Below are 21,176 nucleotides of genomic sequence, written 5' to 3'. Positions count from 1 at the left end.
CGGGGCCCATCGGCCCCGGCCCGGCGCCGAACCGCCGGCTTCAGCCCGGTCAGTCCGCCTCGGGCACCTGGCCAAAGGAGAACGCCTCGGCCAGGCGCAGCCACGTCCCCGCCTCCTCGGCGCGCCCCTGCCGCTCGAGCGTACGGCCCAGCATCAGATGGGCGTAGTGCTCGACCGGGTCACGCGCGATCACCTCACGCAGCTGCTCCTCGGCGCGGCGCAGTTGCGCGGAGTGGTAGTAGGCGCGGGCCAGCAGCAGCCGGGGGGCGGTCTGCTCCGGGGCCTCCTCGACGACCTGGACGAGGAGGCGAGCGGCCTCGGCGTACTGCTTCGCCTCGAAGAACAGCCCGGCCCGCTCCCAGCGCTCCGCGGTGGTCTCCTCGCGCTCCTTGTCGTCGAACAGGCTCAGCGCGGTGACCCAGCGGTCGGCGGTGGGCTCACCGTCGGGCCGGTAGTCGTTGAAGTTGTCGATCATGTGAGCTCCTCCCTGAGACGATCGGTTATTCCGGCCGCAGGGCCGCTAGTTGCTGCTCGAACGGCACGACGGCCTCGGCTTCGGGGGCCGCGGCACCCCGCCGGCCGCCGACCAGGTCCGCCAGCTCGCCCGCCGCGCGGTCGATACGGGTGGGCAGGGTGTCGGTGAGGGGGTCACCGGAGCCGCCCCAGTCCTCGGACGCGGCGTACACCGCGGTGGGCACCACGATCGCCCGCAGGTAGGCGAACAGCGGCCGCAGGGCGTGCTCCAGCGCCAGCGAGTGGCGCGCGGTGCCGCCGGTCGCGGCGGCGAGCACCGGCTTGCCGGCCAGGGCCGTGTTGTCGATCACGTCGAAGAACGACTTGAACAGCCCGCTGTAGGAGGCCGAGAAGACCGGGGTGACCGCGATCAGCCCGTCCGCGCCGGTGACGGTCTCGATCGCCTCCTCCAGGGCGCCCGACGGGAAGCCCGTCACCATGTTGTTCGCGATGTCGCCGGCCAGGTCGCGCAGCTCGACCACGCGCACCTCGGCCTCGTGCCCGTCCGCCGCCAGCCGCTGCCGGGTGGCCTCCGCCAGCCGGTCGGCCAGCAGACGGGTGGACGAGGGCACGCTCAGCCCGGCCGAGACGACGGCGAGCCTCACCGGCCGCGGCGCGCCGGGCTGCTGGGGAATCCGTACGACGTTCTTCACTGGGCCACCTCCTCGAGGGCCTTGGCGTCGCGCTGGGCCACCAGCGACGCGTGGGTGGGGGCGTCCGGCACCTCGGCCGGGCGGTTCTTGGCGAACTCCTTGCGCAGCTCCTCGACCACCTCGCCCAGCAGGTCGAGCTGTTCCAGCACCGTCTTCAGCGGCAGACCCGCGTGGTCGACGAGGAAGAGCTGGCGCTGGTAGTCGCCGAAGGTGTCGCGGAAGGTCAGCGTCTTCTCGATGACCTCCTGCGGGCTGCCGACGGTCAGCGGCGTCTCGGCCGTGAACTCCTCCAGGGAGGGGCCGTGGCCGTAGACGGGCGCGTTGTCGAAGTACGGCCGGAACTCACGGACGGCGTCCTGCGAGTTGCGGCGCATGAACACCTGCCCGCCGAGGCCGACGATGGCCTGCTCCGGCGTGCCGTGCCCGTAGTGCGCATACCGCTCCCGGTAGAGGTTCACCAGCTTCTTGAAGTGGTGCTTGGGCCAGAAGATGTTGTTGGCGAAGAACCCGTCGCCGTAGTAGGCGGCCTGCTCGGCGATCTCCGGCGAGCGTATGGAGCCGTGCCAGACGAACGGAGGCACGCCGTCCAGCGGCCGCGGCGTGGAGGTGAAGCCCTGCAGCGGGGTGCGGAACTTGCCCTCCCAGTCGACGACGTCCTCGCGCCACAGCCGGCGCAGCAGCGCGTAGTTCTCGACCGCGAGCGGGATGCCCTGGCGGATGTCCTGACCGAACCAGGGGTAGACCGGGCCGGTGTTGCCGCGGCCCATCATCAGGTCCACCCGGCCGTCGGCCAGGTGCTGGAGCATCGCGTAGTCCTCGGCGATCTTCACCGGGTCGTTGGTGGTGATCAGGGTGGTGGAGGTGGACAGGATCAGCCGCTCGGTGCGGGCCGCGATCCAGCCCAGCATGGTGGTCGGCGACGAGGGCACGAACGGCCGGTTGTGGTGTTCACCGGTCGCGAAGACGTCGAGGCCCACCTCTTCCGCCTTCTGGGCGATGGTGACCATCGCCTTGATCCGCTCGTGCTCGGTCGGCTCCCGACCCGTGGTGGGGTCCGTCGTGACATCGCCGACCGTGAAAATCCCGAACTGCACCGGTCTCACCCTCCTAGGATGTTTACGATTCAACTATATCCCCGGAACGTGGCACCTGTCGCCCCTATTCCCCCGCACGTGGCGGGGGAAGGGTGTCGGTTCGGGTCGGCCGTCGTGGCTGGTGGGAGGGGTCAGCCGAGCTGTCCGGGCGCGGCGGACGGAATCGTGGCGCGCAGGGCGGCGGCGTACGCCTCGTCGGGGTCGAGCCGGCGCAGCTCCTCCGCGATCAGCTCGGCGGTGCTGCGCACCTTCAGCGCGAGGGTGCGGTCGGGCTGGCCCGGGATGGACAGCTTGGCCACCGGACCGTCCGGGCGGTCGATGTGGATGTCCCCGGCCGCCGTCCGCAGCCGCACGCCCGTGACCACCGGACCGTCGGTGACCACCTGCTCGACCGGCACCCTCAGCCGGCCCGCGAACCAGCGCGCCAGCAGCTCGGCGCTCGGATTGTCCGCCTCGCTCTCCACCACCGCCGAGATCACCGATGCCCGTGCCTGGTCCAGCGCGGCGGCCAGCATGGACCGCCAGGGCGTGAGCCGGGTCCAGGCCAGGTCGGTGTCGCCGGGCGCGTACGAGGCGGCGCGGGCCGCCAGCTCCCGCAGCGGGCGCTCGACCGCGTACGCGTCGGTGATCCGCCGCTGTGCCAGCCTGCCCAGCGGGTCCCTGGCCGGGTGGTCCGGGGCGTCGACCGGCCACCAGACCACCACCGGGGCGTCCGGCAGCAGCAGCGGCAGCACCACCGACTCGGGGTGCTGGGCGAGCTCGCCGCGCAGCCGCAGCAGTACGGTCTCGCCACTGCCGTCGCCACCGCCGACGCGCACCTCGGCGTCCAGCCGGGAGGTGCCGCGCTCGCGCGGGGTGCGGCCGGGCCGCTTGATCACCACGAGGATCCGGGAGGGGTGCTCCTGGGAGGCCTCGCCCGCGGCCTTGAGGGCGTCGTAGTGGTTGGCCTCGTCGGTGACGATGACCAGCGTCAGCACCATGCCGACCGCAGGGCTGCCAATCGCCCTGCGGGCCTGTACCAGGGCAGCGTTGATCCTGCTCGATGTGGTGTTGGTCAGGTCGGTGTTCATGGCCCGCGCCAGCTCCTGCCGTTCTCGCATCAGCGTTTCGTCCGCGGCTCGAGCGTATCGTCACTCCTCCGTGCCGCCGGGGCGAATGATCAATGCCGGATGACCGGCCGCGGCCTCCACCTCGAGCAGCGAGGCGCTGTGCCGCTCCGCCTCGAACGCGGCATGGCCGCCGCGCAGCCCGAAGAGCCGCTTGGAGAGCATGATGTAGAGCACGGCGAGGACGTTGACCACCAAGGTGGCGATCTTCAGCCAGCTGACCTTCTCCGTCAGCTCATAGATCTCCAGTGGCAGGAACGCGGCGGTGGCCACCACCGCCAGATACTCGGCCCACCGCTTGAGCAGCCACAGCCCCACGCCCTCGACGATCTCGACGATCGCGTAGGCGGCCAGCGCCGCGGCCACGATCACCAGGGTGGAGTGCCGGTACTCGAAGGTCTTGCGGATGCTGTCGACCACCGGCGAGTGGTCGAGGTCGTAGTGGAAGTGGCGGGCGACCGGCCGGAAGACGGTGAGGTCCGCCTCGAAGAGCTTGCGCACGGCGGCCCGGCTGTTGCTGAACCGCCACACCGCGACGGCGGCCAGCAACACGAACAGCCCGCGCACGATCCGCTCGGCGGCGATGAAGCGCATCACGATCAGGTCCCGCAGGGCCTTGCCGCGCGGGACGAGCGGGGCGTCGGCCGCGGGCCCGGAGCCGTGCGGCTCGCCGAGGGCGAAGTCGCCGCAGCGCAGACAGCGCCAGGCGTCGCCCAGCGCGGTCGCGGCGTGCAGCCGCTCGCGCAGGTCGTCCTCGGTGGGTGAGTAGGTGACGTGGCCGCGCCGGGCGCAGGTACGCCGGTTCCAGTCGATCTTCACGCTCAGCGCTCCGTTCCAGTGATGGCCGGCGTGTCGGGCATGTCCGTGATCGTAGGCGCTGTCCCTGTGCTCACCGGGCCTGGGGCCACTCCAGGCAGAGGGCGCCGTCCGGGCCGAGGACGACGCGGGAGCCGAAGTCGGAGCCGACCCGGTTGAGCACCGCGCGCAGCCAGCGGGAGTCGCCGGGGGTGGCGTGGCACAGCCGCATCCGCCGGGCCCGCATGGGCACCATCCTGATTCCGGCGAGCTCACCGGTGTCCGGGGCCACCGCGACGAAGTACAGCAGCCGCAGATCGTCCCGGTACTCCTCGTAGCCGGTGATGCCCTCGTAGTCGTCGATGAAGTCGCCGCAGCCGTAGAGGACGAGCTTGCCTCGGTACACCTCCAGGGGGCGGGGGTGGTGCGAGGAGTGGCCGTGCACCACGTCGGCGCCGCCGTCGAGCAGCGCGTGCGCGAAGCGGATCTGCTCGTCGGAGACGTCGTACCCCCAGTTGCCGCCCCAGTGGATGGAGACGACGGCGATGTCGCCCGGCCGCTTGAGCTGCCGGATCCGGCGGGCGAACCGGGCCGCGCAGGCCTCCGACAGCTCGGGGAGGAAGTCGACGCCGGACCGGCTCTGCGCCGCGGCCCACTCGTACGGAATGCCGCTGGACCCGGTGCCGCAGGAGAAGACCAGCACACGCCGGCCGCCACGGACCGGAACGGCCGCGGGCCGCCGCGCCGCGTCGGCGTCCCGCCCCGCGCCCGCCACCCGCAGCCCCGCCCCGGCCAGGGCGTCGAGCGTCTCCGCGAGCCCCCGACGGCCGAAGTCCAGTACGTGGTTGTTGGCGAGGACGCAGACATCGGGCCGGCCCACGGTCAGGGAGGGGAGATTGGCCGGGCTCATCCGGTAGTGCACGCTCTTGCCCGGCGCGAACTCGTCGCTTCGGGTCACGCTCGTCTCCAGGTTCACCACCCGGGCGTCGGGCGCCGTCTCCTCCAGCACCCGCAGCGCGTCCCCCCACGGCCACGCGTAGTCCGCCGGGCGCGGCACCCTCCCGTGGGCCTCCTCGGTCAGCTCGACATACGCCCTGGAGTCCCGGATGTACGGCTCCCGCAGCTCCGGGTCCCCGGGGTGCGGGAGGATCTGGTCGACGCCACGGCCGAGCATCACATCGCCGCAGAGGAACAGCGTCGTCGCATCGCCGCCCACACCCCCAAACTAGCCCGTGGCCGAGTCCCGCCCCAGCCGTTGCCCCGCGCCTTGCCCCTCCCGCTGCCCCAGCGCCTGCCCCAGCGCCTCGCCGATGAGGGCCACGCCTTCGGCGATGGCGGTCGGCGTACTCGCCGCGTAGCCCAGGACGAGCCCCGGGCGGCCGGGACGGCTGCTGTGCCACGACAGGGGCTGGGTCTTCACACCGTGCGCGAGCGCGGCGGTGGCGAGATCGGTGTCGGAGAACTCGCCGTCGAAGGTGACCATCAGATGCAGGCCCGCGGCGGCGCCGTGCACCACGGCGCCCGGCAGCCGGTTCCGGATGGCGCCGATCATCGCGTCCCGGCGGCGACGGTGGCGGCGGCGCACATGGCGCAGATGGCGTTCCAGTTCGCCCGACTCCATCAGCTCGGCCAGCACCAGCTGGGGCAGCGCGGCGTTGCCGAGGTCGGCGAACCGCTTGGCGGCCACCAGCGCGTCCCGGTACCTGGGCGGCGCGAGCACCCAGCCCACCCTCAGGGCGGGGGCGAGCAGCTTGGACACGCTTCCGGCGTAGCAGACGTGTTCGGCGAGCATCGACCTCAGGGCGGGGGCCGGTGGCCGGTCGTAGCGGTGTTCGGCGTCGTAGTCGTCCTCGACGATCAGCCCGCCCTCACCGGCCCACCGCATCAGGGCGCGCCGCCGCTCGCCGCCGAGCACCACCCCGGTCGGAAACTGGTGTGCCGGGGTCAGCAGGACGGCCGGGGCTCCGGTGGCGCGCAGCGCGTCGACGCGTACGCCGTCGGAGTCGACCGGGACCGGCGGGGTGTCCAGCGCGCAGTGGCGCAGATGCTGCCGGGCGCCCAGGGACCCGGGGTCCTCCACGGCCACCTGGTGGATTCCGTCGGCCCGGAAGACCTGCCCGATGAGCCCGAGTGCCTGGGCGGTACCGGCCACGACGAGGACATCGTCCGGGTCCGCCCTGATCCCGCGGTTGCGGGCCAGCCAGTTGGCGACGGCCAGCCGCAGCGCGGGCGTCCCGCGGGGGTCCCCGTACCCGAAGTCGGCCGCCGAGAGGCCGGCGAGCACGGAGCGCTCGGCGCGCAGCCAGGCGGTGCGCGGAAACGAGGCCAGATCGGGCAGGCCGGGCGACAGGTCGATCCGGGCCGGCGCCGAGCGCAGCGCGTCGAAGACGTCCGCTCCGGGCGGAGCGGCGAACAGCGCGCCGGCCGGCGGGTGGCCACCCGGTGGTTCACGGCCGGGTGGTGGCGGCGCCGCCGCCACCGGCGCGGCGACCACGACCGTGCCGCCCCGCCCGCGCCCGGCGACATGTCCGTCCTCGCTCAGCCGCCGGTAGGCCTCGGTGACCACGCCACGGGACACCCGCAACTCCCCGGCCAGCACGCGGGTGGCCGGCAGCCTGCTGCCGACCGGCAGGCGCCCGTCCGCGATCGCGGCCCGCAGCCGCCGGGCCAGCCAGTCGGCGAGCCCGCCCGGCGGGGCCTCCTCGGTGTTCAGCTGCAGGAAGTCGGAGCCGGAGGTTATGGACCGGTCGATCGTCCCCTCATTGGACCTGTTCACCGGGCCATTATGGCGACACGTTGAAGGCATGCACACGGACACTCACATGAACGCGCACACCGGCATGGACACGCACACCGGCATGGACACGGACACGGCGCCCGGCTATGTCCACGGCTACTCGCGCCACGAGGCCCGCCGCCTCGGCGACCAGGCGGACACGCTCGCCGCGCTGCTGCACGCGGACACCGCGTACCCGGCCGGCAGCCGGGTGCTGGAAGTGGGCTGCGGGGTGGGCGCCCAGACCGTTCATCTGCTCACGTCCAGCCCCGGAGCACACCTCGTGGCGGCGGACATCTCCGCCACATCCCTCGCCCGGGCCCGCGCCAACGTGGCGGCCCACGCGCCGGGGGCCCGGGTGGAGTGGTGCCACGCCGATGTGTTCGACCTGCCGTTCGCGGACGCGTCGTTCGACCACGTCTTCGTGTGCTTCGTACTGGAGCATCTGCGCGCGCCGGGGCGGGCGCTGGCCGGGCTGCGCCGGGTGCTGCGGCCCGGGGGCACGATCACCGTGGTCGAGGGGGACCACGGGTCGGCGTTCTTCCACCCCTCCAGCCCGTACGCCCACGCGGCCATCGACCACCAGGTCACGCTGCAGTCGGCGGCGGGCGGCGACGCCCTGATCGGCCGTCGGCTGCAGCCGCTGCTGACCGAGGCGGGATATGACGACGTGGTCGTCCGCCCGCGGACTGTCTACGCCGACGGCACCCGCCCGGCCCTGGTGTCCGGCTTCACCCGCAACACCTTCATCGCCATGGTCGAGTCCGTCCGCGACGACGCGCTGGCCGCGGGTCTCACCACCCGCGGCGACTGGGACCGGGGCATCGCCGATCTGCACCGGACGGCGGACGACGGCGGCACGTTCCACTACACGTTCTTCAAGGGGGTGGCGGTGAAGGGCTGATCCCCCCGCCGGCGGGGCTTCGGCGGCAGGCCGGACGGGAGGCGGACCGCGCGGGTCACGCCCCGGCCGCGGGCGGCGCGGCCTCGGACAGCAGGCGCTCGCGCTGGGCGAGGGCCCAGGCGTAGCCGGGGTTCATGGCCAGCGCACGCTCCAGGTCCGCCAGGGCGTCGGTACGCCGCCCCATGGCCTCGTGGGTCATCGCGCGGCTGCCGAGGGCCCAGGTGTACCCGGGGTCGAGGGCGAGCGCCCGGTCGTACTGGACCAGCGCCTCCTCGTATCGGCCGGCGAAGTGGTACACCCTGCCGCGCTCCCCCACGATGTCCCGCGCCCCGGGGGCCAGGCCCCCCGCCCGGTCGAGGTCCTCCAGCGCCCCTGCCACGTCGCCGAGCCGGCTGCGCAGGCGGGCCCGCCGGAGCAGGGCCCAGACGTATTCGGGGTACAGGCCGATGGCCCGGTCGAAGTCCTCCAGGGCCTCGTGCTCCATGCCGAGTTCGGCCCGCATCTGTCCGCGGCCGGCCAGGGCGAAGGCGTCCGCCGGGTCGGCCTCGACCACCCGGTCGAACGCCGCGAACGCCTCCTCGCGGCGGCCTGCCCGGCGGTAGGTCTCGGCGCGCTCCCTGGGGATCCACTCCGAGTCCGGGGCCAGCCGGTCGGCGCGGTCCAGCGCCTCGAGAGCGTCCGCGAAACGGCCCATCGCCCGGTACGTCACGACTGTTCCGAAGTGGGCGCGGACATGGGCCGGGTCCAGGGTGAGGGCCTGCCGGAAGTCGGCGAGCCCGGCCTCGTACTCCTCGACGGATCTGCGATGCCAGCCGCGGACCGTGAGCGCGGCCACCCGGCCCGCGTCGTCCAGTTCCGCCCGGGCGAGCAACAGGCCCAGCACCTCGATCCCGAGACGGTGGTCGTCGGCGAGCGCGGCCAGGGTGGCGCGCCCCCACTCGCGCAGCGGGGCCGAGTCGGTGTCCTCGCCCGCCTCGGCCAGCGTCCGCGCCCAGCGCCGGGCCACCGCGGGGCCCGCGTCGCAGGCGTCGATCCCGTCGCGCAGCACGCCGGGCAGCTCCGTGGACGGCCGGGCGCACAGCAGGTGGTACGACTCCTCCAGCCGCAGAGCGCGCCAGGGCTCGTGCTTCCACAGCCCGGCCGGTTCAAGACCCGCCGCGGCCGCCTCCCGCCACCGGGCGAACGCGCTCGCCAGCCGCGTGTGCGCGGCGCTCCACCGCTGGGGCGAGCCGCTCCGCTGGAGGCGGAGCATCGGGGCGCGTACGACGTCGTGGTAGCGGACCGGGCCGCCTCGCCCGCTGACGAACGGCAGGGAGCGCAGCCAGGCGAACAGCTCCGCCGCGCCGTCCTCGACCACCGCCTGGAAGACGTCCTCGTTCAGCAGGCGCGGCAACGCCCCGGCGAGCGCGGCGGACCGGCGGACCGGGTCGCGCTCCCACTTCAGGAAGCGCTCGACGGCCGTGGCGCTGGGATCGTGCACGCCATCGGGGTGTCCGGCGTTCTCGGCGAGGGTGGACACCAGCACCGGCAGCCGGCCGGAGAGCCGCAGCACGTCCCGGACCACCCGCTCGTCGGTGACCCCTCTGGCGGTGAGCAGCTGCCGCGCCTCCGCATCGGTGAACGGCTCCAGGGACAGGTCCTCGACGGCGTCGGCGTAGTCCGCCCAGCGGCCGGGGTCGAGCGGGCCCTGCCCGGACAGGACGACGACGGCGTTCTCGGGCAGCCTGCCGTGGCGCTCGCTGGTCAGCAGGGTGTGCAGCCAGGAGTCGAACAGCGGCCCGGTGCGCTCGTAGGTGTCGAAGAAGAGCACCGTCCACGGCGCCGCGGCGGCCGCCTTGGACACCTCCGCCACCAGCAGCGGGGTGAGCACCCGGAGCGGGTCGAGCAGCAGCTGGACGTCCTCCTGGTTGCGGAAGCGGGCGCTGAGCGTGACACGCAGCCGGTCGGCGCCCTGGGCGAGTTGCGCCGGATCGACGGCGCCGGTCAGCGCCCCGACACCCGGGATCATGCCGATGCCGAAGAGGCCCGCCCGCGCCACGGCCAGCCCGCCGGGGCTGGGCGCCTGCGGATCGCCCTCCGGCCGTATCGACTCCGCCTCGTGAAGGCGCTGCCGGTAGGTCGCGAGCTTCCGGTCCAGCGAGGTGAACTCGCGCCCCTGCCGGGCGAACTGGGCGCTGATGGCCGCCATCGCCTCGAGTACGCCGTCCGCCGGCTCGTCCACGCAGGCGGTGAGCGCGCCGTGGTCCTGGCGTGCGGCCTGTTCCAGCCGGCGGACCAGCCAGGTCTTGCCGACGCCCGCGTTGCCGTGGACGTGGAAGACGAAACGGTGCCGCTCGTCCTCCGGCGGGAAGGTGAAATTCCGCTGAAACGCCGCCAGTTCGTCATGTCGGCCCACGAATCGGGCGCGTCTGCGCCGCTGGATCAGCTCCTGCATCGACGGCCGCGCCTGCCCCATCAGCCCTCCCTGGTCCGCGCCCAGTCTCTCATCCCCCGTGGCGGCACCCCGGTGTCGTACAGCCGCGTCGCCGGCGCGGACGCGCGCTCGTGGTCGGGGACCTCGTGGTCGGCGCGGCGGGCGTAGAGCCGGATCAGGGGGTGGTAGCGGTAGTGGCCGGGGGCGGGTGACTCCAGGAGGCCACTGTCGACGAGGGATTCCAGGAGGGGTTCGACGGACGGGTCGTGCCGGTCGCGGCCGAGCAGCGCGGCGGCCACGGGCAGGGACAGCTCGGGGCCGTCCGCGAGCGCCAGCAGACGGAAGGCGCGGGCCTGGTCGGGACGGAGTCGGTGGTACGCGGGGGCGAAGCAGGAGGCGACGGCGAGATCGCCGATCCGCAGTTCGTCCAGTCTGCCGCGCTCGTCGGCGAGCCGGGTGGCCAGGGCGGACACGGTCCAGGCGGGGCGGGCGGACAGGCGGGCCGCGGCGATCCGGATGGCCAGGGGGAGGAAGCCACAGGCGGCGACGGTGTCCCGGCAGGCCGCGGGTTCGGCCTCGGCGCGCTCCTCGCCGATGGCGCCGGTGAACAGGGTGAGGGCTTCCTGCGGGGTCATGACGTCGAGGTCCAGCGGGCGGACGCCGTCGAGGTCGGCGAGCCGGGCGCGGCTGGTGACCAGGGCGGCGCAGCCGGGGGCGCCGGGGAGCAGGGGACGGATCTGGGGTCCGTCGTGAGCGTTGTCGAGCACGACCAGCACCCGGCGGCCGGCGAGGGTGGACCGGTACAGCGCGGCCCGTTCGGGTGTTCCTTCGGGGACGGCGGCGGCGGGGATGCCCAGGGCCCGCAAGAACGCGGCGAGGGCGGCTCCGGGGTGGGCGGGGCGGTCGCCGTGGCCGAGCAGGTCGACGTGGAGTTGCCCGTCGGGGAAGTGGCCGCGGACCGTGTGGGCGACCCGTAACGCCAGCGCGGTCTTGCCCACTCCGCCGAGCCCTCGGACGGCGAGGACGGGCATCACCGTGCCCTGGGCGCGGGACAGTTGCTCGGCCAGGCGGTGCACCAGGGCGGTGCGGCCGGTGAAGTCGGGCGGCTCTGCGGGGAGTTGCGCGGGGCGCGGTGAGACGTAGGGGACGGCGTCCTTGGCGGGCGGGCGCGGCGGCGGAACCGGAGGGCGGATGAGGGCCGGGGACGCGCACAGGATGTTCTGGTAGAGCTCGGTCAGCTCGGGGCCCGGGTCCACACCGAGCTCTTCGGCGAGCAGATGGCGGGTGTCGGTGTACACCCGCAGCGCCTCGGCCTGCCGGCCGCCGCGGTACAGCGCGAGCATCTGCAGCGCGCGCAGCCGCTCCCGCAGCGGGTACTCGACGGACAGCGCGGTGAGCTCCGCGATGGCCGCCGTGTCGTGGCCCAGTTCCAGGTCGAGTTCCAGCCGGGCCTGTAACAGGGTGAGCCACCACTCCGTCAGACGGGCGCGCTGGGCCTGCGCGTAGGGCCCGGGGACGCCACCGAGGGGTTCGCCGTCCCACAGGTCCAGGGCCTTGCGGAGCAGTGTCCTGGCGCGCGGCAGATCGCCCGCGGCACGGGCGAGCCTGGCCTGCGCCTCGTGGCCCTCGCACACCATCAGGTCCAGCGCCTCGGGCGGCATGTGCAGGGCGTATCCGCCGGAGTCGGAGACGAGGGCGCGGGGACCCAGGGTCTTGCGCAGCTGGAAGGCGTAGGTCCGCAGGGTGGCGAGCGCGCGGGGCGGCGGTTTGCCGCCCCACACCGCGTCCATCAGCTCCTGCGCGGTGGCCGTGTGGCCGCGGCGCATCAGCAGCGCGCACAGCAGGGCGCGCTCCTGCGGCCGCCCCGCGGCCAGTGTCTCGTCGCCGCGCCGCACCCGCACCGGCCCCAGGACCGTGAACCGCAGCGCGGCCGGGGGCGGCCCGGCCATGGCCACCGGGGGCGCCACCGCGTCACGGCGGCGGTGTTCGGGCACGTCGAAGCCGAGGTGGTGCAGCGGGGTGCCGAACATCTCCTCCAGGACACGCTGCGCGGAGGGCTGTGGGCAGGGCGGCCCGGGTTGCCGCCACCGGTGGAACTGGCGCGCCGTCACCTCGTGGGGCTCTCCCAGCCGCGCGGCCACCGTCGCGTAGACCATGAGAAAGACCGCCGGCCGTGCCCACTGCCGCTCCTTGCACGCGCGTGAAAAGGCCGTCCCCCGCATTGCCTCGCCTCCGAGCCCTGTCCCCCGACGCTCGTGGATCACTCTAGTCGCCGGGGGCTCGCGGGCAGCAGTGTTCCGCGCGGCGGGAAAAGTCCGCAGGCAAGTCCGGTCTTCCGGCCTTCTGCCCGTCCCCGTCGAGGGACGGACCAGGATATGGACATCGTCTTGCCCTCGGCGGGCCCGGACGTGCGGCGTGTTGTGCGACGTCAGCACCGATCCGATGGGGGACACTCCACTTTCCGGCGCTCGACGTCCGAACATCCGGCCACCTCCCAACGCTTCCTGATCGGATGCCCATGTCCGCGATGTTGACTTTCCCCACCCAGCCGGGACGGCACCCCCGGCAGCCGATCGGCGGGCCGCCACGCGGCCCGGCCCGCGGTGCAGCACCGGAACTACGTAAGGAGTGCCGATCGTGCGGACGACTCATCCCGGTTTCTCCGTCCTTCTGGGGCCGGACTACGCCGGAAAGTCTTCGGTGATGTCCGAGTTCGCCAGGTCGTCCCCGTCCTGGCGGCTCATCTCCACGGACGAACGTTTCCTTCAGCCCTCCCACGCGCTGATCGGCCGGCTGCGCAGGGATGTGGCGGTGGATGTGCTTCCGTCCCTGGGGAGGGACTACTCGCCGGAGTTCACGGCCAGCATGCTGCAGACGGCGGTGGTGCACCTGCGGGACCGCATCGAGGAGCGCGACACATCGTCACCCACGCTCGTCGACTCGTACTACTACAAGATCTTGGCCAAGTGCAGGCTCGCCGGGCTGCGGGACAACCCGATGTTCACGTGGTGGCGTTCCTTTCCGCAGCCGCGCCGCGTGGTGTTCCTGGACGTGTCCACCGCCACGGCCTGGCGCCGCTCCGGCAACGGCGCGGACACCAACCGGCTGGAGTACTACGGCGACCGCCCCGACCCCAAGGGTTTCGCGGCCTACCAGACCAGGTTGCGGCGCCTGATGCTCGACGAGATCAGCCATCTGCCGGTCACGGTGATCCGGGCGCAGGGCGATGTCGCCCAGACCGCTCAGGCCATACGAAAGGTGTTGTCAGATGAAGACCGCTGAGCCCCAGGCCGCAGAGCCCCCGAACACCCGGCCCCCGGACTCCGAGGAGCGGACCGCGGAGCCCGCGGCCGCCGAGGACCGGCTCGACCGGTACCGGGCGCGCGTGTTCGAGGAGCGGAAGCGGCTGCGGCGGGCGTTCTCCGACCCGGCGGCGCGGCAGCGCGAAGTCCTCACCGACCTGCTGACGTTCAACGCGGGAACCGACTACGGCAAGGCCCACGGCTTCGACCGCCTGCGCACCCTGGACGACCTCCGCAAGGCGGTTCCGGTCCAGGACTACGCGGCGCTCTCGCCGTGGATCGAGCGCATGGCCGAGGGCGAGCCGAACGTCCTGACCGCCGACCAGCCCGCGGTGTTCTTCACCAGCAGCGGCAGCACGGGGGCGCACAAGAAGATCCCGGTCACCCCGCGCTTCATGCACACCACCTTCTTCCCCTTCTACTACGCCGCGTGGGCCCCGATGGCCGAACACTTCCCGGATGTCCTCACCCGGCCGGACGCGGTGCTCAACCTCAAGCACGACCCCGTCGTCGCTCCCGCGACCACCGCCTCCGGGCGCCCCCACGTCGGCGCCAGCCAGGTGGACTTCGGGAGGATGTTCGGTGAGCACCTGTCGGCCGAGCCCGGCACCGCCGCCCCCTGGGCCACCCTGCCGGTGCCGGTGGCGGCGGACGACCACGTGGAGAAGATGTATCTGCGGCTGCGCATGGCCGTCGAGAGCGATGTGCGCTGTGTCATCGGGATCAATCCGGCGATGGTCGCCGCGGTGCCGTACCAGCTGAGGCTGTGGTGGCCGCGGATCGTCAAGGACGTCCGCGACGGCACGCTCGGCGGCCATCCGTTCCGCTCCCCCAACCCCGGGCGCGCCGCCGAGCTGGAGCGCCTGGCCGCGTACTTCGGCACCGTACGGCCCGCCCACATCTGGCCGAACATGCGGGTGCTGTTCTGCTGGACCACCGGCCTCGCCTCGCTCTATCTGCCCCGGCTCCGCGAGGAGTTCGGCCCCTCGGTGACGGCCCTGCCGGCACCCGTGGCGGCCTCCGAGGGCCCGGTCGCCGTGGCGCTGGACCGGCACCCGACGGCGGGCAGCCTGGTCGTCACGGCTTCCGTGTACGAGTTCGTGGACGCCGACCGCGACCTGGGCCCCGATGTGGAGACGCTGGGACCGCACGACCTGGAGCCGGGCCGGGAGTACCACGCGATCTACAGCCATGTCGGCGGCCTGTACCGCTACGCGGGCGGCGATGTGGTCCGTGTGGTCGACACGGTGGACGGGGTGCCGCGCCTGTCGTACGCCGGCCGCGGGAACCGCTCCGACGTGGCCGGGGAGCGGCTGCGCGACGCACAGGTCGTCCGGGCCCTGCAGTCCGCGCTGGGCGGCGCCGGCCTCGCCGTGCGCAACGCCGCATGCCATGTGGAGACCACCGGCGGTCGGCCGCCCCGGTATGTGTTCGCCCTGGCCGGCGAGACGGCGTGGAGCGCCAACGAGACACGGCGGCTCACCGCCGCGCTCGACACCGAGCTCACCCGGGAGTCGGCCGACTACCGCGCGGCTCGCGACGCGGGCCGGCTGGGCCCCGCCGGCCTGCTCCGGCTCGACAGGGACGCCTTCCTGAAGGAGTGGCAGGACTCGGTGGGCCGCGGGGTGCGCCCCACCCAGGTCAAGGACCGGCTTTTCCGACAGGACCCGGAGAACTGGCGGCAGCTCACCGGCGCCGCCGCCCGGCAAGGAGATCGATCATGACGCAACTCGACGCCATCGAGCGCACCTGTCTGCTCACCGCCGCGCTCCGGGCCGGGGAGAGCCGCAGGGACGACCGGCTCTACCACGACCCGTACGCGCAAGCGCTCGTCGGCGACGCGGGCCCCGAGCTGCTGGCCGAGATCCGCTCGGCGACCTTCCCGGAGGGCGACGTCCCGCGCACGGTGCCGAGCACCTTCGACTTCAACCCCATCCGCACCCGCTTCTTCGACGACTGGCTGCGGAGCGCCGCCGCCGATTCGTCGATGACCCAGATCGTGCTGGCCCCGGCGGGCATGGACGCGCGGGCCTACCGGCTGGGGTGGCCGGACCACATCCGCTTCTTCGAGCTCGACCGGCCCTCGGTCCTGGAGGTCAAGGAGAAACTGCTGGCCGCCGAGCGGCCCGGCGCCGACCGCCGCCCGGTCCCCGCCGACCTGCTCGCCCCCGGCTGGGAGGACGCTCTGCTGGAGGCGGGCTACGACCCCGCTCTGCCCTCGACCTGGCTCTTCGAAGGGCTGCTGTACTACTTCTCACAAGGCCAGGTCGAGGGGCTGCTGCGGCGGGTCGCCGCGGTCACGGCACCCGGCAGCCGCATCGGCGCGGACGTGGTCAACGACAGGGCGCTGACCGCGCCGAACATGCGCGGCCTGCTCGAGGTGTTCGCCGGCTGGGGCTGCCCATGGGTGTTCGGCACGGACGAGCCCGAGGCGCTGTTCGGGCGGCACGGCTTCACCGTCGAGGCGGTGCAGCCCGGGGAGCCGTCGGCCCACTACGGCAGGTGGCGGGACCCCGTGCCGCCGCGTACGGCCGAGGGCGCCGAGAGGGTGTTCCTGGTCCACGGAAGCCGGACCGCATGACCGGCACCGCGGAACCCGTACCGCTGCTCCGCGGCGCCCCCGGGCGGCCGCTGGGCCCGGCGCCGCTGCCCGGTGGCGCCGAAGGCCGGGCCGCGGCCGGCCACGGGCAGCCCCGGGTCCTGCTCGCGCCGGTCACCATCACCCCCGGCAAACCGCTGACTCCCAGTCACCTCAAGGGGCTCTTCTGGGTCGATGTGATGTACCGCGCCACCGCGCGGCTGGCCGATGTCACCTACCGCTACAGCCCCACCACCTACCACCCCACCGACCAGACCCTCGGCTTCTGGGAGTACCTGGACCACACGCTCGGCGACACCGACTACTCCCAGCTGTCCGAGGAGGAGATCGGCGAGCTGTACATCGGCTACCGCGCCGACGGCCGCCGGGCCCCGGTGTCCGCGCTGCGGCCGTACCTCGACGCGATCGAGCACCACGGCTGGGTGCATCCGTCCAGCGCCCGCGTCCTGGAGCTGTGGTCGGCGCAGTACGCGCGGCTCGGGATGCACGACCCCGGCCTCACCGGACACCAGCCGCCCGGCATGACCCTCGACGAAGTGCTCGACCGTCTGGTGCCGCTCGGGCTGTGCCTGGACATGCGCGAGTACGGCGGGCCGGTCTACCTGGACGCCACCCGGTACGGGCTGCCGCTGCGGCAGATCGCCACGGCGCAGGGGCGGCCCAACTACCTGGCGTGCGCGCTGCGTGAGCTGGTCCCGCTCGTCCCGGGCTACGACGAGGTGGTGCTGCTGTACGACCGCGAGCTGGAGCCCGACTACCAGCTGCTGCAGCGCGTGCTGTCGGCGCTCGGCCCGGTCGTGCGGCGAGTGCCGGTGGGGCGGGTGCCGATCGACGGACAGATCCGGTCCGCACGCCACGGCGACTGGCGCGGCCACTCGGCGGGCGCGCTGCTCGATGCCCTGGGCGCCGACCACGACGGACCGGCGCTGCGGCTCGGCATGCGGCTGTACTTCATCGCCACGCTCGGGCCGGGTGACCGGCAGTCGTTCCGTCCGGAACTGCTGCGCCAGTGCGTGGTGCGCGCCGAGCGGATGCTCGCGTCGTACGGGGCCACGGCCGACGCGGCCCCGGAGAGCGCGGATCGGGACAACGCCGCCCGGGGCAAGGCGGATCGGGTCAACGCGGCCCGGGGCAAGGCGAGTTCGCCGGGCACGGCGCTGGACGGTTTTCTGGCGCGGCAACGCGGCGACCACACCTACGTCGACCCGTACCGCCTGACCTCCGGGCTGCTGGCCAAGCACCGCCCGGCCCCGGTCCACGAGCTGCTGCCGGCGGTGTTCCTGTGAAGCTCTCCCAGGACCTGCTGCGGGCCGAGGCCGTACGGCGTATCCGGGTCGCCCGCCCCGATCTGGCCGCGGAGGTGGACTGGTCCACCGCCACCGCCCTGTCGGAGGCGCACGCCCGGATCCAGGAGTTCGCGGACACCGACGGGCTGCTCGCCGTGTCCGTCGTGCGCCGCTTCGAGCAGGCCGGGTGGACGCGCGCCACCTGTGAGTTCGCCCTCGGCCTGGCGCCGGAGCGGCTGGCCGCGTGGCGGGGCTCGTTCTCCCGTACCGTCTTCCTGGCGGGAAATCCGGACAACCTCGGCGACCGGGTCCGGTTCGACCACATCGCCGAGGACGGCTCGGTCGCGTGGACAGGACCGGCCCCGGCGGGCGCCTCCGCCGGGCTGCGCAGACTGCTCAAGCTCTTCGACGGTTCCAGCGGCCTGCCACTCCGCCCCGACACTCCCGTCCGGATCCCGGAGGCCATCGGCCCGCGCCACCGGCCGCCCGTGCGGCGCGAGCTGTATGTGGCCACGGCCGGGATCACGGTCGCGGACTGTCTGGTGCACCTCAACCATCTGCTCGTGGAGGCGGTCCTGGACGGCCTGATAGCCCCTGGCGACACTCTGATCATCCGTCAGGTGCCACGCCTTGCGGGGCTCTCAGGGCCGTACGCGGCGCTGCGGGTCGGCGCGGAGCGCGAGCACCCGGACCGGCTGCGGGCCTACGCCTGTCTGAGCGAGGAGACCGTGGGCGCGGTCCGGTGACTGCCTTACGACGCCGACGAGTCCTCCTCGTCGCTGCCGTAGGGACGGGTGATGATCTCCATGACGTGGCCGGCCGGATCGTGGAAGTACAGGCCGCGCCCGCCGTAGTAATGGTTGATCTCGCCCGGCTGCTTCCCGTGCGGATCGGCGTAGTAGGTGATCCCCGCGTCCTTGATCCGCCCGAAAGCCGCGTCGAACTCCTCGTCGGAGATGAGGAAGGCGTAGTGCTGCGTGGTGATGGGCTCGGCCGGGACCGTGGCGAAGTCCAGGGTGACTCCGTTACTGGTGTCCACGGGGATGAACGGGCCCCATTCGGCACCGACCTCAAGACCCAGGATGTTCGCCAGGAACTCGGCGGACTCCCGCTTGTCCCGGGAGTGCACGATGGTGTGATTCAGCTCGACTGACATGGTGGAATGCCTCCACAAAGCATGTCCCGGACACCTCCATGCCTCACCCAGCCGGTGACCGACACGCGATGCCGTACTCCTGAGCCTAGTCGGCGGCCGCCCACCCCGTCGAGCGCACGCCAAGGGCCTCACAGGCCGAGGTCGCTCAGCCCCGGGTGATCGTCCGGGCGGCGGCCCAGCGGCCAGTGGAACCTGCGCTCCGATTCCTTGATCGGCAGGTCGTTGATGCTTGCGTGGCAGCGCGTCAGGGCGACCTTCCCGGGGTCGCGGGAGTTCCAGCCGTCCTCGGCGGCGCGGACCTTCCGGATGGCGGTTTCCCTGGTGAAGGGAGGGAACGGGGGACGCGATTCCTCGGACATATCAGCAGCTCCTCACAGGAGAGAACCATCGTTCTCATCCTCTGCCGAGGGCTGTACGAGAACGATGGTTCTCACGCAAGCGCCGCAGGGCCGGTCAGCGGACGCGGTCTGAACGGGTCTAAACGGCGATCCGCTCCTCGCCACGGAAGGGGTGGTTCCACAGGCCACGGTCGCGCAGGATCGGCAGCACGCCCTCGCCGAACCAGTACGCCTCTTCCAGGTGCGGGTATCCGGACAGGATGAACTCGTCGAGGCCCAGGGCGTGGTACTCGGCGATCCGGTCGGCGACCTCGGCGTGGCTGCCGACCAGCGCGGTCCCCGCGCCACCGCGCACCAGCCCGATACCGGCCCACAGATTGGGGTGGATCTCCAGCCCGTCCCGGCCCCCGCCGTGCAGCGCGAGCATCCGCTGCTGCCCCTCGGACTCACTGCGGCCCAGGCCCTCCTGCACCGCCCGAACGGTCTCCTCGTCGAACCCCTCCAGCAACCGCCGCGCCTCGGCCCACGCCTGCTCCGCGGTGTCCCGCGTGATCACATGCAGCCGGATGCCGAACCGCGGGCTCCGCCCCTCCTTCGCCGCCAGCCCCCGCACCCACGCGATCTTCTCCGCCACCGCCGCCGGCGGCTCACCCCAGGTGAGGTAGACATCCGCGTGCCGGGCCGCCACGGCTCCGGCGGCAGCAGAGGAACCGCCGAAGTACACCTCGGGGACGGGGTCGGGCAGCCGGGCCAGCTTGGCCTCCTCCACCCGCAGATGCTCACCCGCCACATCCACGGTCTTCCCGTCCCACAGATCACGCACGATGCCCAGGAACTCACCGGTGCGCGCATACCGGGCGTCCTTGTCCAGGAAGTCCCCATACGCGCGCTGCTCCCGGCTCTCGCCACCCGTGACGACGTTGAGCAGCAGCCGCCCACCGGTCTGCCGCTGGTAGGTCGAGGCCATCTGCGCCGCGAACGTGGGCGACAGGAACCCGGGCCGGAAAGCCACCAGGAACTTCAGCCGCTCGGTGCGCTGACTGACCATCGCGGTGGTCAGCCACGCGTCCTCGCACCAGGCCCCGGTCGGCGTCAGCGCCCCCACAAACCCCAAGTCCTCGGCCGCACGGGCGATCTGGGAGAGGTAGCCCACCGACGGCGGCCGGTCGCCACCGCTCGCGGTGGCCGGGCTGCCGTGGCCGCCGCCGACGACATGGCGGCTGTCGCCGTTGGTGGGTAGAAACCAGTGGAAGGTGAGACTCACGGGGAAACTCCGTTCGAGGTGGCGTGCGGCCGGCAGGGGGCGGGGGGGCGCCGTCGGTGTCAGCCGGCGGCGGCGAGCAGCGGGGTGCCGCCGAGCGCGAGGGAGAACCGGTCGACGACCTGGGTGAGGGCTTCGGCGGGGCCGGGGGCGATGGTGAGGGCTCCGTCCGGCCCGACCTGGAGGTCCTTGTCGAGGGTGAACCAGCCCTGGACGATGTGCCCGGCGCCCATGGAGCTGAGCACCGGACGCAGCGCGTAGTCGATGGCCAGGACGTGGGCCGTGGTGCCGCCGGTGGCCAGCGGCAGCACGGTCTTGCCGTCGAGCGCGTACTGCGGGAGCAGGTCCAGCAGGGACTTCAGCAGACCGGAGTAGGCGGCCTTGTAGATGGGCGTACCGATGACGACGCCGTCCGCGCGCGCGAACAAGGCGGTGGCCCGGACGATGGCCGGGTGCGCGAAGTCGGCGCCCAGCAGCGCTTCGGCGGGGATGGTGCGGACGTCCAGCGGTATCACCTCGTGTCCGTGACGTTCCAGCCGGGCGTCCAGGTGGCGCAGCAGCCGGGCGGTGCGGGAGGTGGCGGAGGGGCTTCCGGAGACGGACAGGACGGTGGCCATGAAGGACCCTTCGGGGAGGTGGTGCGCTGCGGTGGTCCGGCCGGTCGGCCGGTCAGGGCGCGAGAGCGAGTTGACGGGGCATCGAGGCGTACGGGTGCGGTGCCGCGATCACGCTGGTGACCTCGTGGCGTGGGAGAGCGCACAGCCGGGACGCGCGCGGCCGGGATGTGTCAAAGGCGGCGCGACGAGGATGCGGGGAGGACGGGGGCGGGCTCGCTCAGGCCCGGCAGGGACAGGACGCGCTGGAGACACGCGCGAGATCGACGTGGCGTCGCCGCGTGAGATCCTGTCGCTTCATGTCCTCGATCAAATCAGTGGCGAGTACATCCGGTCAAGGAGCACCAAGCGGGTTTCCACATCCCG

General features: G+C 73.1%; 19 protein-coding genes and 1 pseudogene. 6 read left to right on the top strand and 14 right to left on the bottom strand.

The window, feature by feature from the left end; all coding sequences use genetic code 11:
* Positions 1 to 49: 49 nt before the first annotated feature.
* The 7 genes from ACFZDL_RS29525 to ACFZDL_RS29495 all read right to left on the bottom strand — a co-directional run bounded on the left by ACFZDL_RS29525 (position 50) and on the right by ACFZDL_RS29495 (position 6,937).
* The gene (locus tag ACFZDL_RS29525) at positions 50 to 475 is read right to left on the bottom strand and encodes a tetratricopeptide repeat protein (protein ID WP_353596421.1); all 426 of its coding nucleotides are present in this window, start codon (positions 473 to 475) and stop codon (positions 50 to 52) included.
* Positions 476 to 500: 25 nt separating this feature from the next.
* The gene (locus ACFZDL_RS29520; RefSeq protein WP_353596422.1) at positions 501 to 1,166 is read right to left on the bottom strand and encodes an FMN reductase; all 666 of its coding nucleotides are present in this window, start codon (positions 1,164 to 1,166) and stop codon (positions 501 to 503) included.
* A complete protein-coding gene (locus ACFZDL_RS29515; protein WP_353596423.1) occupies positions 1,163 to 2,260 on the bottom strand; it encodes an LLM class flavin-dependent oxidoreductase in 1,098 nt (365 codons plus the stop codon). The genes ACFZDL_RS29520 and ACFZDL_RS29515 overlap by 4 nt, the downstream gene beginning before the upstream one ends.
* 131 nt (positions 2,261 to 2,391) lie before the next feature.
* Complete coding sequence (gene opcA, locus ACFZDL_RS29510; protein ID WP_391192893.1) at positions 2,392 to 3,330, bottom strand: glucose-6-phosphate dehydrogenase assembly protein OpcA; 939 nt, start codon at positions 3,328 to 3,330, stop codon at positions 2,392 to 2,394.
* 60 nt (positions 3,331 to 3,390) lie between these two features.
* Entirely contained in the window at positions 3,391 to 4,185 is a 795-nt protein-coding gene (locus ACFZDL_RS29505; RefSeq protein ID WP_353594277.1) for a DUF2127 domain-containing protein, read from the bottom strand.
* Between the two features lie 70 nt (positions 4,186 to 4,255).
* Positions 4,256 to 5,377 (bottom strand): CapA family protein, encoded by a 1,122-nt coding sequence (locus ACFZDL_RS29500; protein WP_353594276.1) that lies wholly within the window; start codon positions 5,375 to 5,377, stop codon positions 4,256 to 4,258.
* Positions 5,378 to 5,386: 9 nt separating this feature from the next.
* Positions 5,387 to 6,937, bottom strand: coding sequence for a PLP-dependent aminotransferase family protein (locus ACFZDL_RS29495; protein ID WP_353594275.1), 1,551 nt, complete (start codon positions 6,935 to 6,937; stop codon positions 5,387 to 5,389).
* A gap of 28 nt (positions 6,938 to 6,965) precedes the next feature.
* Here ACFZDL_RS29495 and ACFZDL_RS29490 point away from each other — a divergent pair, with 28 nt between their 5' ends.
* Complete coding sequence (locus ACFZDL_RS29490) at positions 6,966 to 7,841, top strand: L-histidine N(alpha)-methyltransferase (protein ID WP_353594274.1); 876 nt, start codon at positions 6,966 to 6,968, stop codon at positions 7,839 to 7,841.
* Between the two features lie 55 nt (positions 7,842 to 7,896).
* Here the strand turns inward: ACFZDL_RS29490 and ACFZDL_RS29485 are convergent, their stop codons facing one another.
* Together ACFZDL_RS29485 and ACFZDL_RS29480 are read right to left on the bottom strand one after the other, a co-directional pair.
* Entirely contained in the window at positions 7,897 to 10,296 is a 2,400-nt protein-coding gene (locus ACFZDL_RS29485; RefSeq protein ID WP_353594273.1) for a tetratricopeptide repeat protein, read from the bottom strand.
* 53 nt (positions 10,297 to 10,349) lie between these two features.
* Positions 10,350 to 12,203 (bottom strand): annotated as a pseudogene (locus ACFZDL_RS29480) (BTAD domain-containing putative transcriptional regulator); the annotation flags it as partial.
* 688 nt (positions 12,204 to 12,891) lie between these two features.
* Between ACFZDL_RS29480 and ACFZDL_RS29475 the strand changes: the two are divergent.
* Genes ACFZDL_RS29475 through ACFZDL_RS29455 form a run of 5 tightly spaced genes read left to right on the top strand, consistent with a single transcriptional unit; the run spans position 12,892 to position 18,187 of the window.
* Positions 12,892 to 13,536 (top strand): hypothetical protein, encoded by a 645-nt coding sequence (locus tag ACFZDL_RS29475; protein ID WP_353594272.1) that lies wholly within the window; start codon positions 12,892 to 12,894, stop codon positions 13,534 to 13,536.
* Complete coding sequence (locus ACFZDL_RS29470) at positions 13,523 to 15,280, top strand: GH3 auxin-responsive promoter family protein (protein WP_353594271.1); 1,758 nt, start codon at positions 13,523 to 13,525, stop codon at positions 15,278 to 15,280. The genes ACFZDL_RS29475 and ACFZDL_RS29470 overlap by 14 nt, the downstream gene beginning before the upstream one ends.
* Entirely contained in the window at positions 15,277 to 16,137 is an 861-nt protein-coding gene (locus ACFZDL_RS29465) for an SAM-dependent methyltransferase (protein ID WP_353594270.1), read from the top strand. The genes ACFZDL_RS29470 and ACFZDL_RS29465 overlap by 4 nt, the downstream gene beginning before the upstream one ends.
* A complete protein-coding gene (locus ACFZDL_RS29460; protein WP_353594269.1) occupies positions 16,134 to 17,441 on the top strand; it encodes a hypothetical protein in 1,308 nt (435 codons plus the stop codon). The genes ACFZDL_RS29465 and ACFZDL_RS29460 overlap by 4 nt, the downstream gene beginning before the upstream one ends.
* On the top strand, positions 17,438 to 18,187 hold the full coding sequence (locus ACFZDL_RS29455; RefSeq protein WP_353594268.1) for a DUF6182 family protein: 750 nt from the start codon (positions 17,438 to 17,440) through the stop codon (positions 18,185 to 18,187). Before ACFZDL_RS29460 ends, ACFZDL_RS29455 begins: the two co-directional genes overlap by 4 nt.
* Before the next feature lie 5 nt (positions 18,188 to 18,192).
* Here ACFZDL_RS29455 and ACFZDL_RS29450 read toward each other — a convergent pair whose 3' ends face one another.
* The 5 genes from ACFZDL_RS29450 to ACFZDL_RS29430 all read right to left on the bottom strand — a co-directional run bounded on the left by ACFZDL_RS29450 (position 18,193) and on the right by ACFZDL_RS29430 (position 21,111).
* On the bottom strand, positions 18,193 to 18,597 hold the full coding sequence (locus ACFZDL_RS29450; protein ID WP_353594267.1) for a VOC family protein: 405 nt from the start codon (positions 18,595 to 18,597) through the stop codon (positions 18,193 to 18,195).
* Positions 18,598 to 18,725: 128 nt separating this feature from the next.
* Positions 18,726 to 18,956 carry a DUF1348 family protein gene (locus ACFZDL_RS29445; RefSeq protein WP_353594266.1) on the bottom strand — a complete coding sequence of 77 codons (231 nt, stop codon included), beginning with the start codon at positions 18,954 to 18,956 and terminating at the stop codon, positions 18,726 to 18,728.
* 118 nt (positions 18,957 to 19,074) lie between these two features.
* Positions 19,075 to 20,199 carry an LLM class flavin-dependent oxidoreductase gene (locus ACFZDL_RS29440; RefSeq protein ID WP_353594265.1) on the bottom strand — a complete coding sequence of 375 codons (1,125 nt, stop codon included), beginning with the start codon at positions 20,197 to 20,199 and terminating at the stop codon, positions 19,075 to 19,077.
* Positions 20,200 to 20,258: 59 nt separating this feature from the next.
* Positions 20,259 to 20,813 (bottom strand): NADPH-dependent FMN reductase, encoded by a 555-nt coding sequence (ssuE, locus tag ACFZDL_RS29435; protein WP_353594264.1) that lies wholly within the window; start codon positions 20,811 to 20,813, stop codon positions 20,259 to 20,261.
* Between the two features lie 217 nt (positions 20,814 to 21,030).
* A complete protein-coding gene (locus ACFZDL_RS29430; RefSeq protein WP_353594285.1) occupies positions 21,031 to 21,111 on the bottom strand; it encodes a putative leader peptide in 81 nt (26 codons plus the stop codon).
* Positions 21,112 to 21,176: the final 65 nt, after the last annotated feature.

It is taken from the genome of Streptomyces sp. NPDC007917, from assembly GCF_042959105.1.
GTDB lineage: Bacteria > Actinomycetota > Actinomycetes > Streptomycetales > Streptomycetaceae > Streptomyces.
Note: the sequence above shows the minus strand (reverse complement) of the source record. Positions and strands in the feature narration are given on the sequence as shown.

Excerpts from the sequence above, each read along its gene's own strand:
- ACFZDL_RS29445 (WP_353594266.1), bottom strand. The coding sequence starts at position 18,956 with ATGTCCGAGGAATCGCGTCCCCCGTTCCCTCCCTTCACCAGGGAAACC.
- ACFZDL_RS29460 (WP_353594269.1), top strand. The coding sequence starts at position 16,134 with ATGACCGGCACCGCGGAACCCGTACCGCTGCTCCGCGGCGCCCCCGGG.
- ACFZDL_RS29465 (WP_353594270.1), top strand. The coding sequence starts at position 15,277 with ATGACGCAACTCGACGCCATCGAGCGCACCTGTCTGCTCACCGCCGCG.
- ssuE (WP_353594264.1), bottom strand. The coding sequence starts at position 20,813 with ATGGCCACCGTCCTGTCCGTCTCCGGAAGCCCCTCCGCCACCTCCCGC.
- ACFZDL_RS29450 (WP_353594267.1), bottom strand. The coding sequence starts at position 18,597 with ATGTCAGTCGAGCTGAATCACACCATCGTGCACTCCCGGGACAAGCGG.
- ACFZDL_RS29525 (WP_353596421.1), bottom strand. The coding sequence starts at position 475 with ATGATCGACAACTTCAACGACTACCGGCCCGACGGTGAGCCCACCGCC.
- ACFZDL_RS29490 (WP_353594274.1), top strand. The coding sequence starts at position 6,966 with ATGCACACGGACACTCACATGAACGCGCACACCGGCATGGACACGCAC.
- ACFZDL_RS29430 (WP_353594285.1), bottom strand. The coding sequence starts at position 21,111 with ATGAAGCGACAGGATCTCACGCGGCGACGCCACGTCGATCTCGCGCGT.
- ACFZDL_RS29485 (WP_353594273.1), bottom strand. The coding sequence starts at position 10,296 with ATGGGGCAGGCGCGGCCGTCGATGCAGGAGCTGATCCAGCGGCGCAGA.
- ACFZDL_RS29470 (WP_353594271.1), top strand. The coding sequence starts at position 13,523 with ATGAAGACCGCTGAGCCCCAGGCCGCAGAGCCCCCGAACACCCGGCCC.
- opcA (WP_391192893.1), bottom strand. The coding sequence starts at position 3,330 with ATGAACACCGACCTGACCAACACCACATCGAGCAGGATCAACGCTGCC.